The organism is Pseudotamlana haliotis (genome assembly GCF_008806375.1).
GTDB classification, from domain to species: domain Bacteria; phylum Bacteroidota; class Bacteroidia; order Flavobacteriales; family Flavobacteriaceae; genus Pseudotamlana; species Pseudotamlana haliotis.
In genome coordinates this window covers 60,928-78,496 of sequence record NZ_WAAT01000022.1, presented here as the reverse complement: position 1 = coordinate 78,496, position 17,569 = coordinate 60,928, and the positions used below count along the sequence as shown (strand labels likewise).

At 35.3% G+C, this 17,569-nt stretch carries 14 protein-coding genes; all 14 read right to left on the bottom strand.

Translation table 11 applies throughout. The features are described 5' to 3' along the window. Positions 1-21: 21 nt before the first annotated feature. Positions 22-240: a hypothetical protein gene (locus tag F6U93_RS02525; RefSeq protein ID WP_150936516.1), complete on the bottom strand. Its 219-nt coding sequence runs from the start codon at positions 238-240 to the stop codon at positions 22-24. Positions 241-250: 10 nt separating this feature from the next. Beyond that, a complete protein-coding gene (locus F6U93_RS02520; RefSeq protein ID WP_150936514.1) occupies positions 251-787 on the bottom strand; it encodes a DUF420 domain-containing protein in 537 nt (178 codons plus the stop codon). A 23-nt stretch (positions 788-810) separates the two neighbouring features. Then, positions 811-1,551 carry an SCO family protein gene (locus tag F6U93_RS02515; protein ID WP_150936512.1) on the bottom strand — a complete coding sequence of 247 codons (741 nt, stop codon included), beginning with the start codon at positions 1,549-1,551 and terminating at the stop codon, positions 811-813. Beyond that, on the bottom strand, positions 1,541-2,260 hold the full coding sequence (locus F6U93_RS02510; protein WP_150936511.1) for a hypothetical protein: 720 nt from the start codon (positions 2,258-2,260) through the stop codon (positions 1,541-1,543). The genes F6U93_RS02515 and F6U93_RS02510 overlap by 11 nt, the downstream gene beginning before the upstream one ends. Before the next feature lie 124 nt (positions 2,261-2,384). After that, positions 2,385-2,765, bottom strand: a complete 381-nt coding sequence (locus F6U93_RS02505; RefSeq protein WP_150936508.1) for a cytochrome C oxidase subunit IV family protein — start codon at positions 2,763-2,765, stop codon at positions 2,385-2,387. 89 nt (positions 2,766-2,854) lie between these two features. Next, a complete protein-coding gene (locus F6U93_RS02500) occupies positions 2,855-3,838 on the bottom strand; it encodes a cytochrome c oxidase subunit 3 (protein WP_150936506.1) in 984 nt (327 codons plus the stop codon). A 137-nt stretch (positions 3,839-3,975) separates the two neighbouring features. Then, entirely contained in the window at positions 3,976-4,557 is a 582-nt protein-coding gene (locus tag F6U93_RS02495) for a cytochrome c oxidase subunit 3 (protein ID WP_150936504.1), read from the bottom strand. A gap of 2 nt (positions 4,558-4,559) precedes the next feature. Beyond that, positions 4,560-5,453 carry a heme o synthase gene (cyoE, locus tag F6U93_RS02490; protein ID WP_150936502.1) on the bottom strand — a complete coding sequence of 298 codons (894 nt, stop codon included), beginning with the start codon at positions 5,451-5,453 and terminating at the stop codon, positions 4,560-4,562. A gap of 109 nt (positions 5,454-5,562) precedes the next feature. Continuing rightward, positions 5,563-7,662, bottom strand: a complete 2,100-nt coding sequence (locus F6U93_RS02485) for a gliding motility protein RemB (RefSeq protein WP_150936500.1) — start codon at positions 7,660-7,662, stop codon at positions 5,563-5,565. A 135-nt stretch (positions 7,663-7,797) separates the two neighbouring features. Next, positions 7,798-8,586 (bottom strand): energy transducer TonB, encoded by a 789-nt coding sequence (locus F6U93_RS02480; protein WP_150936499.1) that lies wholly within the window; start codon positions 8,584-8,586, stop codon positions 7,798-7,800. Between the two features lie 138 nt (positions 8,587-8,724). After that, a complete protein-coding gene (locus F6U93_RS02475) occupies positions 8,725-9,444 on the bottom strand; it encodes an energy transducer TonB (RefSeq protein WP_150936497.1) in 720 nt (239 codons plus the stop codon). 72 nt (positions 9,445-9,516) lie between these two features. Next, positions 9,517-9,906: a VanZ family protein gene (locus F6U93_RS02470; protein WP_150936495.1), complete on the bottom strand. Its 390-nt coding sequence runs from the start codon at positions 9,904-9,906 to the stop codon at positions 9,517-9,519. Further along, a complete protein-coding gene (gene gcvH, locus F6U93_RS02465) occupies positions 9,878-10,258 on the bottom strand; it encodes a glycine cleavage system protein GcvH (RefSeq protein ID WP_150936493.1) in 381 nt (126 codons plus the stop codon). The genes F6U93_RS02470 and gcvH overlap by 29 nt, the downstream gene beginning before the upstream one ends. A 72-nt stretch (positions 10,259-10,330) precedes the next feature. Then, on the bottom strand, positions 10,331-17,563 hold the full coding sequence (gene sov / locus F6U93_RS02460) for a T9SS outer membrane translocon Sov/SprA (protein WP_150936491.1): 7,233 nt from the start codon (positions 17,561-17,563) through the stop codon (positions 10,331-10,333). Between the last annotated feature and the right edge of the window lie 6 nt (positions 17,564-17,569).

Genomic DNA, 17,569 nt, shown 5'->3' with positions numbered 1-17,569 from the left:
AACTAATAAAAAAATTAATTGTTAGTTCTTTAACGTCTTGTATTTTCGGTATACAAAATATATCATTCCAGCCACTAGAATGTAAGGAAAAGCCATGAGGTACATAATACCATCATTAATGCCTTCAGCTGTGGTTTGCCCTTCTTCACTCTCTAAAACAGCGCGACACATGGCGCACTGCGCTTGTGATTGAAAAAAGCTAAAAAGCGTAACAAATATTAAAACAATACGAGTTTTCATAGGTTATCTTTTATACATAATACGGCGAAATCATGATGTACACAACAACACCAGTAACCGCCACATACAACCATAATGGAAAGGTAATTTTGGCTATCCTTTTATGTCGTTCTACTTGATTGGTAAGCCCCCTTACAAATGTAATGAGAACAAAAGGAATCACGACAATAGACAGTACAATATGTGTAATTAAAATAAAATAATAGAAGTACATCACTAAACCTTCTCCACCATACTTAGTAGAATCACTGGTCATGTGGTAAGCCACATACATCAGTAAAAAGAGTGCTGACAACACCAATGCAAAAGTCACTAATTGTTTATGCAGTTTTATATTGCCTTTCTTAACGGCGATGAAAGCTAAGATTAAAACTAATGCTGTAAGCGCATTTGTAGAAGCATAAATAGGAGGCAAAAATGATAGTGGTTCTACATTAGGAATTTTTACACCAAATAAAATGGCCACTGCAATAGGAATTACAACCGATAAGACTATTATTAATTTATTATACTTTTTTTCGTTTAGCAATTTAGGGGCTTGGCTCATAATGTAGGTACGGTTAACAGGATTTACTCGTTTAGTAATTTTTTAATATCAGCTTTTAGAGCACTTATCTCTTCTTTAACACCATCTTCATCTACTTGTTCTGCTTCTGAAACAATACCGCGGTAATAAATGATTGGATTTCCGAAATCATCTTTTCTAGAACGGAAAAAGCCATTTTTATCAATTAGCGCAAAATTCCCTGAGTGTTCAAAACCACCTTCAACGTTTTCATCTTCACCGGTGTATAAGTTAAAGCCTTCATTTGATAATCTATAAATAGTGTCTTTATCACCAGTCATTAAATGCCAATTGGGGTTTGTAACACCATAAGTTTTGGCGTAAGCTTTAAGGACTTCAGGCGTGTCGTAATCAGGATTGATGGTAAATGAAGCAACACCAAAATCATCAAAACCTTCAAAAGTATTTTGAATTTGAATGAGATTAGCATTCATACGTGGACAAATGGTTGGACAGGTGGTGAAAAAGAATTCGATCACATAAACTTTCCCAGAATAATCTTCATTTGTGATGGTTTCACCATCTTGATTTGTAAATGAAAAAGGCGGTACTTTTTTAGCTTCACCATCAATTTCAATAAAGGCTAAATCTGAAAGCTGACCAGGTTTATCTGAAGCGAAATCACTTCGACTTTCATTTCGTATCACATCATCATTAGTAATGCGATCTACAATTTTCGGAACAAACAGAATTCCGAAAACAAGAATAATGAAGCCTATGCCTATGTAGGAATAATTATTTTTCATCTTGAGTATTTAAATCATTAGCACGACGGGTATCAGAGTTAAACTCCCCTTTACGTTTTTGTCGGTATTCAGTAAAAACAATACGTAAATCGTCGCTCATTTTATTTTTAATTTCGGCTACTTCAATGCAATCGTAAGCATTTAAGCCGTAAACCTCGGATTGCTTTTCAAGCTCTCCGTCGGTTCTATCGTCTAACCTTCCACGTTGATTAAGATCTTTATCTACAATAAAAACGTAATCAGTAGATAAATCGGTTTTTAAATCTTCTTGACTTTTTAGACTAAAGAACACACGTTTAATATCACTTGGTTTTCCAAACACAAAATGCCAAAAGCGTATATCTTCATAAGAGCTAATTTCAGTCTTCAAATTTTTTACGGCTTGCTCTGTGCCTTCTGGAATAACAATCACGATTTGAAAGCCTTTAAAGCCTTTAAACTTATCATAGACCAGCTCCTTTAGGTTAGATGCGGCAATACTTTGTTTCATCGGATTTTCACCTAAGAAGCCAAGCACCGTGATGTGATCTTTAAGCCGTATCGTGTCTTCACTATCTGCATGCATGTTAGTTAAATCAACAACAGAATCATTAACAATATCAAGTGGTTGATAGTTATGTGTTGCTGGATATAAAAACAACAAGAATGTTACAGGAAGGAAGAATAACACTCCTAAAACGACGTATCTACTTACCTTTTTATAATCCATTGAATGATAGTAATTTTATGCGCTTTTACCGCGGCGCAAAAATAGAAAAAGGTGGTTAAAAAACCACCTTCACTTCTATATTTAACACTTACTCTGTACCCTTTATTGGCACAAATAATAATCTTTAAAAATCTCTTTTGATGTATCCGTTATCATAAACGTCAAATACATAACCACCTTCTTCTAATAAGATAAACGTCAGGTAAGCAATTAGAAAAATACCTGTCCACACTACAGCACGTCTTAAGCCAGGTGTTTCATCACGCATGTGCATGAAATCCCATGTAATATAATACGCTTTAACTATAGTTAAGATGATGAAAATCCAGTTAAGTGCTTTCATACCTAAAACTTGCCCCATTAAAACCTCTGGTTTAATAATACCTAAGACTACCTCTATGATGGTAACAATTGCTAAAAAGATTAAAACTCCCCAAATTTTTTGTGTATTGGATTTGAATTTTAATGCGCCTCTAAAAATTTCTAATTTATGTTCGTGTGCCATTTTTATGTGTTTTAGATTCCTTTACTTAAAAGGAATGAAAAATAAATTATTATTAGATTTCCTTATTCAAGGAAATAAATAGATCCCTATTAAACTAAGTAGAAGAACGTGAATACGAATACCCAAACTAAATCTACAAAGTGCCAGTATAAACCAACTTTTTCAACCATTTCGTAGCTTCTACGTCTTTCGTAAGTTCCAACCACTACGTTAAAGAAAACAATGATATTTAAAATCACCCCTGAAAGTACGTGAAAACCGTGAAATCCAGTAATGAAGAAAAAGAAATCAGCGAATAATGGTGAACCATATTCATTCTCTTGAAGGTTAGCACCTTCAACAACCTTCACACCATAAGTTTTGATAAGATTGATAGACTCGTCTCTAGATAGTACTGTTTTAGCACCTTCTTCTGTTAATAGCTGCGTTCTTACTAAGATATTATCATTAGCTTGTAAGCCGCTTAAAACTTCTTCAACAGAAAAACTTGGTAGTGACCCTTCAGAAACGAACCATAAACCATCTTTACGCTCGTGTTGAATACGGTCAGCATGTCCATCTGCAATAGCAAAATCACCAATGGCAACACGATGCCCTTCGGTATCTACAAATTGTAGAATATTTCCACCTTTTGTTTTTACAGCACCATATTCTCCTTTAATAAAAGTATTCCATTCCCAAGCTTGAGATCCTACAAAGACTAAACCACCAATAATGGTTAAGAACATATAAATAGTCACTTTGCTCTTATTTAAATGGTGCCCCGCATCTACGGCTAATACCATAGTTACAGACGACATAATAAGTACAAATGTCATAAAAGCCACATAGTACATTGGTGCATCTACACCGTGTAAAAATGGGAAGTGAGTAAAAACTTCATCGGCAATAGGCCAAGAATCAATAAATTTAAATCTAGAAAATCCATAGGCTGCTAAAAACCCAGAAAAAGTTAATGCATCTGAAACGATGAAAAACCACATCATCATTTTTCCATAACTTGCTTTTAAAGGCTCGTTACCCCCTGTCCAAGTTTGGTTATCTGGCCCAGCGTTTACAACTGTAGTACTCATATAGAATGGTTGTTATTTAAAAGTTGCACAAAAATAATCATTTTATTCATCTGACGAAATATACTTCTTGAAATTTTAAACTATGACAAACATCAGTTTTTCTGATGTTTAGCTGTTAAAATTTTTAAAAAAAGGTATTATCTCACAAAATAGAGGAATAAAAAGAGGTAAACCCAAAGAATATCAATGAAATGCCAAAAAATAGCGGCAAGTTCAAACCCTAGCATATTAGAGTCACTATACTTCTGTTTAAATTGATTAAAAATTACAACGAGAAGGCAAATTAAGCCCACAAGAACATGTACAATATGCACTAGAGCAATCAAATAAATATAGGACATAGTCACATTACTGGTAGGTCCAGTAAAATTATAGCCCAAATCTATAATTTGCTGAAAGCCCGCAAATTGATTATAAATAAAAACAACACCTAAAACTAGTGTAACTAACAACCACAGCATGGTTGCTTTTGAAGACCCCGACTTAAGTGCTTTTTTAGCTAAAATGAAGGTGATACTACTTATTACAATAACAACGGTACTTATCAAAAAAGCATTAGGCAACTGAAAATCCTTTAACCAATCTGGTCGGCTACTACTCACAACAAAAGCACTGGTCCAACCTGCAAAAGACATCACTAATGAAATGATACCAAACCACAGCATCATCTTTTTTGCTCTGCCTATTTTTTCTTCTTTCGTCCCTTGAGTTAAATCCATGGTTATCTAATAAATTTATCTAAAACATAAACAATTTGAATCAATGTAATGTAAGACACACTAGCCAACATTAATTGTCTTGCGGCCTTTACTGTCATTTCTCTAAACAATCGCACCGCATAATGCAGCATGAATAAGCCTAATAAAAACACGATGATTGCAGCTACAACAGACAATTTTAACTGTCCTGTAAAACCAAATACCGGAACAATAGAAATTAGAATGGTCCAAATAGTGTACATAATCACCTGTACTGCAGTACCTTTATCCTGTTTCCCTGTTGGCAACATAAAAAAACCACCTTTTTTATAGTCTTCAAACAAGAACCAACCTATGGCCCAAAAGTGTGGGAACTGCCAAAAAAACTGTAAAGCAAACAAGGTTCCTGGTTCAATACCAAAACTATCAGTAGCGGCAACCCAGCCTAACATAAAAGGAATAGCTCCTGGAATAGCACCAACAAAAACTGATATAGGTGTTTTCGTTTTTAAAGGCGTATAAACACAGGTATAAAGAAATATTGAAATCGCACCAAACATCGCAGTTTGCTTGTTAATGGTGTATAAGATGATAATCCCTAATAACGTGAAAATAGAAGCAATAACGAAAGCCGTATTCACAGACATACGTCCCGCAGGAATGGGTCTGTTTTTGGTACGATCCATTAAGGCATCTAAATCCTTTTCAATAATTTGATTAAAGGCATTGGAAGCGCCAACCATAAAATAGCCGCCAAAAGCAAGTAAAGTCAGTACTTTTAAATCAATAACATCTACACCCAATAAATATCCGGCCAGTGAAGAGAACACCACGCTAAGCGACAGACGCATTTTTGTGATTTCTTTAAAATCTGAAATCACTGTAGGTTGTTTTAAGGCTGATTTTGAGCTACTCAAGGTTAATTTTATTGACGGTTCTGATAATGCGAGTGCAAAGATACTCTATAAAAGCATTTTAGCAAGCCGAATAAAGTTAAAATAGCTATACCCTTAAACTGAAGCTTTCTTAAAAATCGAAATACCAATTAAACAAATCGGAGCGCATACCAAAGGTAAACCAAACCGTGTTGTTTTGGTAAGTTGTAGAGGTTGTAGCGTTGGGATCGAAATCTCTAAATGTGACGTCTGCAAAAATCTTCATATTCGAAGCTACATTTAATAAATACCCCGCCTGTAAGTTTCCATTAAAAATATTGGTTTTTATACCTTGACCTACTTCTACCCCGGTATCATATGGACGATCATTATAATCTCTATAAATATCACCGCCATAACTATAGTTATCACCGCCCTCATTAAAGTCAAAACCTCTTACTCCAAAAATAAGCTTGGCATTAGCAAACCATCTATCATAGTGGTAACGACCAATTACAATAGCTTCACTGAAATTTGAGTTCCATAAATGCGCCATCGACTGATTACTATGCGCATAGTTAAGTACAATAGTATTATGAGAATACGTATACGGACGCACACGATTATACTCAAACTGAAGCAATAGGTTATCTACCTTAAAAGCATCGTAATATTTAATTCCTAATTGATAACCGTACTTGTTTTTCCAGCTTTTCTCACCGCCTGTTATATCTCCAAGAGAAAATTCATCTAAAATAAACTGACCGTATATGTTGATGTTGTCATTCCATTTATACTTAGCAGTCATCCCCATAAGTGCATTTCCTGCCCCTTGACCCGTTTCAAACTCCACAGCTCTATAAAAAATCACAGGGTTTAGGTAATTCACATCAAAACCTCTGTCGTTGGCATTATCCCAAACCACAGATTCAAAAAACCCTAAGTTTAAACGCTTTGAAACGTTCCAACTTAAAAAATGATTTGCAATATACTTTCTTTTGAAGGCCTTGTCTTCCTCGACTTCAGGACGTATATCGGTTAACCACATCCAAGTATTGGTGTATTTCATTTTCCAAAACGTTGTATTTATTTTGAAAAAGGGGTGCGGACTAGCAACATCACTAAGTACTAAAGAACGGTAACCATCACCTATGAAGTTTTTACCATGACCAAATTGAAAATTAAAATATTTTGATGGTGTATAAGACAAGTAAGCTTCAGCCACAGGGTAATCATAGGCATCTGTTTTGTAACGCTTAGCAATTCCTCTACCAGGAATAACAGCAGGGTCAGGACCAAAACCTTTTAAGCTTTCTGCGTAACGATTAAAATAATCAGCAAAGCGTCCTTGACTTTCTAAGAATGACGTATAAAAATTAAATTTTTCACCAAAACCACCTTGAACCACAAGGCCCCGAGTATTATTATAGGTATAATTGAAATCAGCATCAGTGTCTTTACCAACTTGAAGGTCAAAAACAGGATCTACAGTAAACCAATAATTATCGGTTTGTAATTCTACAAAATGTTCATTCCATAATTTACGCCCTACCCAAGTTTTTCTATCTTGAAGTAATTTTTGGTTTTCAGCATCAAAATCATAATATTTTGACACTTCAGAATAGATGAATGGTTTTGCTCCTGTATGACTATTGGTGCCAACAAGGTTCATCTCTCGATCAAACTTAGCATATTCAGCATGCACAAACGGAATGTTTAACTGACTCTTATAATTGGGCTTATCAAAACGGCGTGTTTGTGCAGTTACACTATCAAATTCGCGCTTAGCTTGTTCTTCTAAAGCCGCTAACTGATTCACTTTTGATAAATCTTGTGATGCTGCTGCCTGATCTACTAATGGTATTTTTATAGGAAAAGAATATTGTTTAAAAGTATTTCTTGAGTTATAGGTCGCAGGTTTAACAGTTGGAAACTCTGAAAACACACGTTTAGTTTCGGCTTTCAACTCCTCATAATAAGCATCAATATAAATCACGCGGAAAGCCCCTAGGGTATCTACTTCAAAAAGGACCACAACTTCACCTTTATAATTTTCATTATAAACACGTTCTGGAACCTTAAAATGATCATAAATGCGATTAAAGACCCCTTGATCAAAACACTGTTGGAGTTCGTCAGCAGAAACCGCTTCACATTCTGGGAAAACTGGTGGACGCTCTTTAGAATACGTTTGCTGAGCAAAGCCATTAAGTTGAACTAAAAGTAGGAGTAGTACAATGAATTGCTTCATGTTTATTTGTATCAAGTTGTTTTAGTGGCGAAAGATACTATATTTTTTATATTCCGAATTTAAAGTTAAAACATTATACCTACTAACAACATAAAAAAACCGTCATCTTAAAACAATAACGGTTTTTGAAATTTACTATTGTACTTGAAAAACAATGGGCAGATTATAAATAACATCTACATTTTTATCATGTTGCCTACCTGGGGTCATTTCTGGAATGATTTTTATAACCCGTTCAGCTTCCTTTTGAAGTTCTGGATGTGGTGCTCGGGTTTGAATATGAGTAACATGTCCTGATTTATCAATCGTAAATTGCACATGTATTCTCTGTAGACCTGATAAGTTGTAATTTGAAGCAATACCACCACCGTCAAATTTTTTCTGAATGAGCTTGGTGATTTTTTCAGACATACATTTCTTTCGAGCTTCATTGCCCTTGGTTTTTTCACAACCCGGATAAATAGGCGCTTCTTGAATAGCCACAAAATTAACCGGTTCTTCATCAGTTGGCTTATCAACTAATGGTTTCAAAGCATCAGGGTTTAAAACAACAGGAGCTTCCTTTTTTTTGAGTTCTTCCGTAACGGGCTTTACGGGATCATCATCATCAATCACTTCAAAAGTTACGGGTTCTTTCTTAGGTTTACTTGCTACTGGCTCAATGAGCTCTGGAACCTCTGTTCTAATTAGTGGCACATCTACCCAAGCGACATCCTTAATTGGCGGCAAACCGGTTTCAGGCTTAGGAATTGTTGTTTCAAAATTCATTTCTAACAAGGCAAACACAGCAATTAAACACATGATTAACCCCACTTGAAAATAAACCATGGTGTTTTTTTGTAAATTTGCATCATGCTTTTGTGATTTTTTCACGACTTGCTCATTTTGGCGATTGAGCTCGTGAGTTTTCTTTTGATTACTCATAATATGTATTGATTTTATGTTAATATTATGATAAAATCACAATAAGCGTACCAAAAAAAAATCCCGTTACAGAAATGTAACGGGATTTTATATTTAATTCTAAGTATACTTTAAGTAAACTTAGTTAAGATGTCATGCTTAATCTTGAACTTGGAAAATAATTGGTAAAGAATATGGAACGTTTACCGGCTTACCACGTTGCTTTCCAGGTTTCATTTTAGGTAATAAGTTAATTACACGAGCAGCTTCTTTTTCTAATCCTGGGTGTGGCGCTCTAGCTCTTACACCTGTAATAGAACCCGTTTTATCAATTTTGAAAATAACGTTAATACGTTGTCTTCCTGTTAAACCTAACTCACTAGCTAACTCAGTGTTAAACTTTTTATTTACAAATTGAGAAATCTTTTTAGACATACAAGCTCTCTTTTCATTGTTGCTACCTTTTTCACAACCAGGGAAAACTGGTACATTTTCAATAACTGAAAACGGTACATCAATATCTTCTTCTACTTCTTCAACCTCTACTTCTTCAACCTCTACAATTTCAGTTTCTTGATCAACTTCTGTAGATTCGATTACTGTTTCTTCAACCTCAACCTCATCTTCAACGATTTCAATAACCTCTGGAGCCGCTGGTGGTGGCGGAGGTGGCGGTGGCGTTTGTATCTGCTCTGTTAATGGAATATCTTCTTCTAATTCCTCATCCATATTTACCATTCCAATATCTATATCTTCCTTATCATAGGTTTTATAGTTTATTGCGTAATTTGTAAGAAATAGCATTAACGCTAGACCTACCAATAAATATAGTGAACTGTTACGTCCAACATCTGCTTTAGGATTTTTTTTAAGTTCCATAATTTAATTTCGTTTATCAAGATTGCTAAAATAACTATTTATTTACCAAAATAACAAGCGTTTCAAAAGTTTTTAACGCAAGATTTTATTTTTAATCATTAGAGTTAAAGCTGCTAATAGGGCACCAATTGTGTTTGCCACCATATCAAAAATATCTAAAGCTCTAGAAACCGTCAAAGTATCTTGTAACACCTCAATAAGTATACCAAAAACCACCGAAAAAATAAGCGCATATAAAATGGCCTGTTTTTCCTTTAAGTTAAAATTCAGCAAAAAGGTGGCATACCATAAAATGGTTAATAATCCGTAAGCTAAAAAATGAAAGATCTTATCAGCAAATGACACCCCAACATTAGGAAGATCATTTATGGTGATAAGACATACTGTTGCTAGAAATACGGTATATCCTATTGCAGCAATAGGAGCGATGATTTTAAGCACCAATAAGGGCTTTATATTCATCAGCCGACATCAAACCTTCAGCCTGAGACACCTCTGAACATTTTACCTTAATCATCCATCCTGCACCGTAAGGATCAGAATTTACATTTTCAGGCTCATCTTCTAAAGATTCATTAAACTCAATGATTTCACCAGATAATGGTAAAAATAAATCAGACACCGTTTTTACCGCTTCTACGGTTCCAAAAATCTCATCGGCCTCTAAAGTTTCATCTAGAGTTTCTACCTCCACATATACAATATCTCCTAATTCACTCTGTGCAAAATCTGTAACGCCTATTGTTGCAATGTCGCCATCTAATTTAACCCATTCGTGATCTTTAGTGTACTTTAATTCTGAAGGAATGTTCATCTCTAAATATTTTTAGTTAATAATAAGCAGCAAATGTATTTATTCAAATGTTAAATTCAAATAGCATATATGTTAATTCCCGAAATTATATCGAATTGTAACCCCTGATCGCACGGTTGTTTGTGGAAAGGCTGTTGAAATAGCATAATCGGAAAAAGTATAATCAAAATAAAAGATACCAGTAAGATTTTTACTAAACGCATAATCGGCCGTATATTTCACACCCCAAATGGTTTGTCCTGAGGTAATTTGATTATTATCTAAATCCAAATACCTCACAATAGTTTTATTCTCCCTTACCGAAACATCTGCTTTCATGTTTAAATCACTAATGATTCGTTTTTGTGGCCCAGCCAATTTAGAGCGTATACGTAAGTCTTTAATACGGTAACCTAAACCTAAAATATATTCGTTACCGTGAACTTCGGTCATTAAATTATTGTCAAAGCTTAAGGACAACAATCTATCCTTTTTAATTTCAGCTAAAATTTTGACTGAATTCTTCATCTCCAAATCCATACGCATAAGGGGACTAAACATTTCAGCTAAGTTGATATTGCTGTATAAGGTTTCATTTTTATAGTTTCCAGATTGATCTAAAGCATCCTGAGGCTGATTTGCGTAAGGCACACCTGGAATTGGGCGCTCATTAGCAGCTGGATCTAAATTTAGATTTAAATTGGTTGAAAATTGGTTAATCGTATAAGTTGATCGATAACCGTGTGTCAATGAAAAGCGCTTAAAATTTTTCTTAAACCACGCAAACTTCATAAAACCAGTATACTTTAAATCCCAGTTTGGAATTGGTACACTTCTAAAAGTTTCTGTGGTAATGCTTTCTGCATCTTTACCTTGGTAGGCCGCTAAAAACGATGGCAGTAAAACCTGTTGATTATTTTTACCAAACCCTAAAGGATACCCTTCAGCGTCTCTAGCATAGTTATTCGTTCCGTAAAATTCTTCGGCTAACCTATCGGCTATGGTTAAACGATTTGACCTAAAATCGCTAAAGGCCTGAGAAACATTTTCGCTACTTTCCTGAAAAGCTGTTTTAATCAATAAGGTTGAAATATTAAAATTACCAAAGGTATTTGGTGTTAATGAATAATATTCATCGTTCTCAATTTTATAGTTTTCAGCATAATTTTCATAATAAGCACGAGAACCAATGATGTCAATTTTTAAATCTCGTACCGGTTGTACACTAGCCGATATATCTAACTGCTTAGTCTCTGTAGTCGTATACTGCTGATTAAATTCTGGAAAAACAGTTAACCAGCCCTTTCTTGCTGCCATATCTCTCACATCGCTTTGACCCCCAAAAATAAATCCTAAAGAAGGCTTTGTCGTTCCTATAAAACCAGGTGTTTGTAAGTAACCAGGTAAAAATGTACCATTATTTTCAGAATAATTAACTTGAATACGTTTCACACTGGTTAATAAATCAATACCAGCATTCAATAATTTTGTTCCCGTTTGTTTACTCGATTTAGGTTTTGCTTGGTTTTGAGTTTGACCAGGAACTTGTGCCTCGGCTGGCCCTGGCACACCACGTCTTCTAGCTGTACTTACAGGTTTTTTAGTTAAACCGATGTACTTATACAAACGGTTCATATCCATAGATGAGTTAATATTATGAACATTAGAGTTTTGAATGGTATTACCTAAATCGTAGACAGAACCATTAAGCTCCACTTCTTGATATAAATCGGAACTCTTTTGCCATTGAAAACTTCCCGTATATTGGTAAGTTACATCTAAGAAACTAAAGGTTGGTATTTTATTAAAAGGCAATTGGTAGGTAATTCCTAAATTGTTGGTTTGCCTATTAGGATCACCAAAATCTAAAATACCATCCCATACGCCTAATGAATTATCTTGTTCGAAGTTATTAGTACCGTCATCAACAAAATAGTTACGTACAATATTATTATTAGTTGCCGTAAAGTTAAGCTGCAACGATTTAGTTAAATTATAATTAACCACATACTGAAAATCGAACATGTAGTTTCTTCTATACAATTCTTCAATAGCGATATCGCTAGCTGAGAGATCTACTTCTCTAAACTTTTGCCTATTGTATTGACGATTTAAATCTGTATTTACCGTGAAACTTGCCGGAAGCAGGTTGAAGTTAAAATCTTTTAAAATTTTCCAATACTGCCCTGTAAATAAGGAGTCGTTCTTTTGGAAAGGTTCAATAACTAAAGGCTCAAAATTATGCGCATAATTAGCGCCCATTCGAAGTGTTTTATTTACTGAATTTTCTATTTCAAAATCACGATGTTCCACTTTATTATACGAGTAGTTCAGTGTGAAATTCTCCACATCATAAAAACGTGGTTTCTTGTCTGTAGTTCTTATTTTGCGCACCCCAATAAAGTTGATGCTTTGTCGGCTAGTATAATCTTCAGATTGTTGTTTGATTTGTTCTTTTTCGGCGTCTGTACTAGCGGCCTCTAATCGAGATTCTAATGTTAAATCTTTATAGAATTGATCGTATTTAGGTGTGATAAGCGCTTCACTTTGACCATAATTAAAAGGCAACTGAACCCCCCACTTTTTAGGTAATAACTGCCCAACATTCACATTAGTAACTACATCATACTGTTGCACATCTTCCAAACTACGTTGACTAGGTCCTTGTTCTAATGATCCAAAACCAGAGGTGCTTTTTCTACCTGTAGCACTTACATTGGCAAAATCTGCAATATTGGAGTCCATACTAACAATAGCAGCCCAACCACCTTCATTATCCAAATCAGACAATCTCAACTCATTAAACCATATTTCACCACACACATCATTACCACTAGCATTTTTAACTCCTACCATAAGTGTTCTTATGTCTCCAAAGTTAGGATTTCCTTTTATAGCTACACGGTGCTGCCCTAAGACATAACCCGAATAAGGGTCATTTGCTAGTACCACATCATCACCAATAACATCATAAAAAGTTAAATCGGAATTCCCATTAGATATACTTTCCGCTTTAATTTGTCCGAGCATGTCAATGGCAAGATTAATTTCATTGGCATCCGGCCATAGCTCTGATCCAGAAACTTGTAGCGGAATTTCAATTTGATAGTAATTTTCAGTAAGGTCATTTCCCATTCTAATATACCCTACTAAATCGGTATCTTTTAAGGTTCCAACGGCGGTCTCTTGATCTTCAGCATGAATAAACATACGCATACGCTTATACTGACGCATATCCAAATCGATATTTTTATATACCCCTCTAGAGTCTTCAACTTCTAAACCACAAACTTCAACAACCAACGATTGTTCATTTTGACGCACTACCGTATTGTTATTATACAATTGTTCTGGTTCGATCCCTGGCGGACTCTCATAACGACCTTCATTCTCTAGAGTACCGATAACACCTACAGAAAAATCAGTATTTGGATCTGTAGGATCAGGGTCATTTTCATCTAATGGCAAAGTATATCGTCTCCAATCACTACGCACTAATTCTAAGGTTCCAAAACGAAAAACTGTAGGCTCAGTAAACTCCTTTAAATAAATCCTAGAAAAACGTACCGACCTTAAATCTGATATATTCCCAACAGGTGTGGCATGTGCTCCTTCAACAGGGACTCTAAACTGATACCACCTTACATTAGTTGTTTGTCCGTTTGGTAATTGACGCGGACGCTCCTTATAATCACGTAAAAATTGTTTTAGCGGATTGCTATCTGGTAAATTTTCAAAATCAGCTTCTGTTGTGGGTAAGTTTTGGCGGTTAAGATCTAATTCATATTCGTAATAGCTATCAATCGTATTCATGGTATTATCACGATTAATATCTTCAACATCAGGTTGCGTATTAGCACCACGATCGGTATTAGAAAAACTATCTGGTGTATTACCTTCAACACCATTATACTTTTTGTAACGATCAAAAATATCTCCGTCGGCATTTAAAAAATACGTGTAATTATCATTTGATGGATCATCACCAAACTGCGCTCCAAATGCACTAGCTTCTTCAGCATCATTATACCCATCATAACCCACATCTTGATTCGTACGTTCGTCTCCTGTGCTATCAAAGGCATAGACTAACGATTGATTTTGCGGCGTAACTGTTCCCCAAGTTGTAGGCTGTAAGAAGGTAACATCGCCATCTTTTGGTAATCCGTTTTCATAAAGCTTTTTACCATCTTTAATGATATCTTCTGAAATATTTCCTAAGTTAAAAACTAATTTACCACCTGGGTTATTAGGATTTTCTTGGAACGGATCTTGAACCCAAAAATCGATATACTCCACATTTTGTTGTTCAAAATCTGTTGATGTTATCTGCCTAGTAATCCCAGCCCAACTGTCTTGCGGATTACTAATGACACCATTTGCTGTATTAGGATCAAAGTTAAACGGTCCACGCTCAGTCGGGTAATAAGCTAAATCCAAAGTAAATAACACCGTGTTTTGCCCTTGCACCAAATCACGATCTGGAAAAAGTTCGTTTATAAACACCCTACTGGTATATAAGCCCGAAATATCGTCATCGGTAATACCGTCTGGACGTTGGCTACTATAAAAAACAGGGTCAATAGAGTACCAGTTTAAAAGGGCTCTTTGATAACCATTTTGAATACCATTGTCATCTTCATTCGGGTTACTAGGCACATTTAAATCTAAAGGTCTACTAGATAAAAACCATGACAATTGCGACTTTAAATCGATGCCATTTTGCGAACCCTCAAAATCATCAATATAAGACGTGGCCTCTCCGTTTAAGTCGGTGCCTTTTGGCGCTCCAGGTGATAAGTATGCAAATTCACCTCTAAGCGAGACATTAGACTCCACATCGGTATCAATATTTGGTAATTTATTCACTAAACGTGTTAGAAACGGCACTTTTGTGGCATAATTTCCGTTTAAACCAAAAATGGAGTTGTTAATAGATTCTGTACCATAATTTGCTTTTTGTGTTACTGGTCGCTCATTAAGATTTAAAAAGGTACCACCCAACACAAAATTATCATTGAATTTATGTTCCACATTAAATCCAGTAAAACGTCTGGTTTGTTGTCCGAAAACCGCATTGTTTTCAGTCGAAACTTCAATAGGCGTATTTGAGGCTTTTAGAGCTTCATCTAAAATTTGAACACGCCCCAACTGATAATTCACAGTATAATCAATACCTTCAACTAACACACGGCCACCTGCAGTAACACGCACCGAACCTCTAGGCACATTAAAGGAACCGATAGGAATACCGTCGCCTCCAGAAGATTTATAGCGTCCTTTTAATTTGAATTTGTTTTTCTCTACAGATTCAAGCGCTCGCGTTTTTGTATCTTTATAAAGCACATCATAAACGTATTTTTTTTGATCATCGTTATAGGTGAGTTCATCACTATAATCTCCACCCCCTAGAATATTAAATAAATATTCACCAAAAGGCTCAGCACTGGTAAACACAATTTTTCCGTTTGTTGGAATAACGGTAACCCCAGGAACAAAATCAAAAAAGCCATCACCCCTTGCTTGAGGATCATTGTTAAAATTCAGCTTATCTAAATTGAAAACCCTTAATAAAGGTGCGTTCTGAATTAAATCTTTTTCGTTAGTATTTGGCCCTACTGGGTTTCCATTAATATCATTAGCGAAATCGCTACCTGTAGGACTAATAAAGTTTAAGGGGGAAGCTTCATTGTAGAAAATATTAAGCTTAAAGTCTTCTTCTGTTAAATTATAAGCTCCAGTGTCATAGATGTTTTTCATCATCAAATCCCAAACCGGTTGATTAACATCGGTCACACTACTCTTTAACATTTTAAGGATTAAACTTGAATTGACCACATTTGTCACATTCCCATTGGTATCGGTATCTACTTCGGTAGCATCAACACCATCGTTTGCAAATTCACCTACCTGATAGACTTTCCCAGAAATGGTATACTGAAAGGCAACGGCCAATACTTCATCGTTACTCAATCGTTGATTTAAAGAAATGTAACCTAGCTCACTGTTTAAGGTATATTCTTGGCCTTCTGTTAATTTTCTAGCATTTTCTAATTTGGCATAATCTGCACCTTCACTCACGTTAGGCACTAATATGCCTTGTTGTACTGTAGCAATATCTCTAACCGCATCGGTAAGTTGCGAGCCAGCACCACCAATATTTGTTGGATCAAAATCATTATTCTCATTATCTGGAAATGCACCTGGTGATGCATTAACAAAACCTGCTGGTGGGGTTTGTAAACCAATATGTTCCGACTCTCCTAAATCTTGAAAAGCCACTACGTTTCTTACATTGTCTGTTCGGTTGCTTCGGTTCGTTACCCAAAGTTCCAAGCGCGTAATTTGCAAACCCTTATTATTTATAAACGGGTAATTTGCCAAAGCAGCATCATAAGAATCTCTAAAATATTGTGCTAAATAAAAGTGTCGGTTTTCATCATAATCGCGAATAAAAACATCAAACTCCTCTAGAGTACCACCACCTTGCGCAACTACGGTATTGGATTGTGATTTTTGCTCAGAAAACACCCCTGTAATGGTCGTTTTTCCAAACTGAAGCTGTGCTTTGACACCAAATAAACTTTGCGCCCCTGTGATTAAAGAACTACTCAAAGGCATGCTTACGTTACCTACTTCTATTTTTTGAATGATATCATCTTCAGTAGGTGTATATTCTAATTTAATTAAATTCTGAAAATCAAAGGTAGATTGTGTATCGTAATTGGCATTAATTTGAAGGCGTTCTCCAACTTTACCCACCAAACTTAAACTGATACGTTGATCGAAATCAAAGGTGAAATTACTTCTATTTCTAGGTGAAAATGACGGGTTATCTTGTCTTGAATATAAAATCCCTAAATCCATTTCTACAGAACCTTGAGGAATAATTTCAATGGTATTTCCTCCAAAAATCGATTCAAAAAGACCTGAATTTATATAAAACTCAGGTAATAAATTACGTCTTCCTTCTTCTGAACCATCTTTTTTCCCGTCGAAGGCATCAATTTTTTCTTTGTAATAGGCTCTTAAATTCTCTCGAGCTACTAAAGCATAATATTCTTCTGGAGATAAAATTACAGGAAAACGCAGATTATACTCGCCTATGGTTTCGGTGTATATGTAACGGTTTGAAATGGGATCGTAAGTATATTTTTGCTCAACACTTGATGGTGTTGGTTCTTTTAACTTACCTACATGATACCCAGGCTGTACTGTATCTCGTGGCGTCTCTTGAGACCATGCTCCTGTTGTGAAACAAAGCACAAAAAAGAATAAAAGACACGGTTTAATTGATTTATAAAATTGAAGGTTAGTTATTTTCAAAATGAA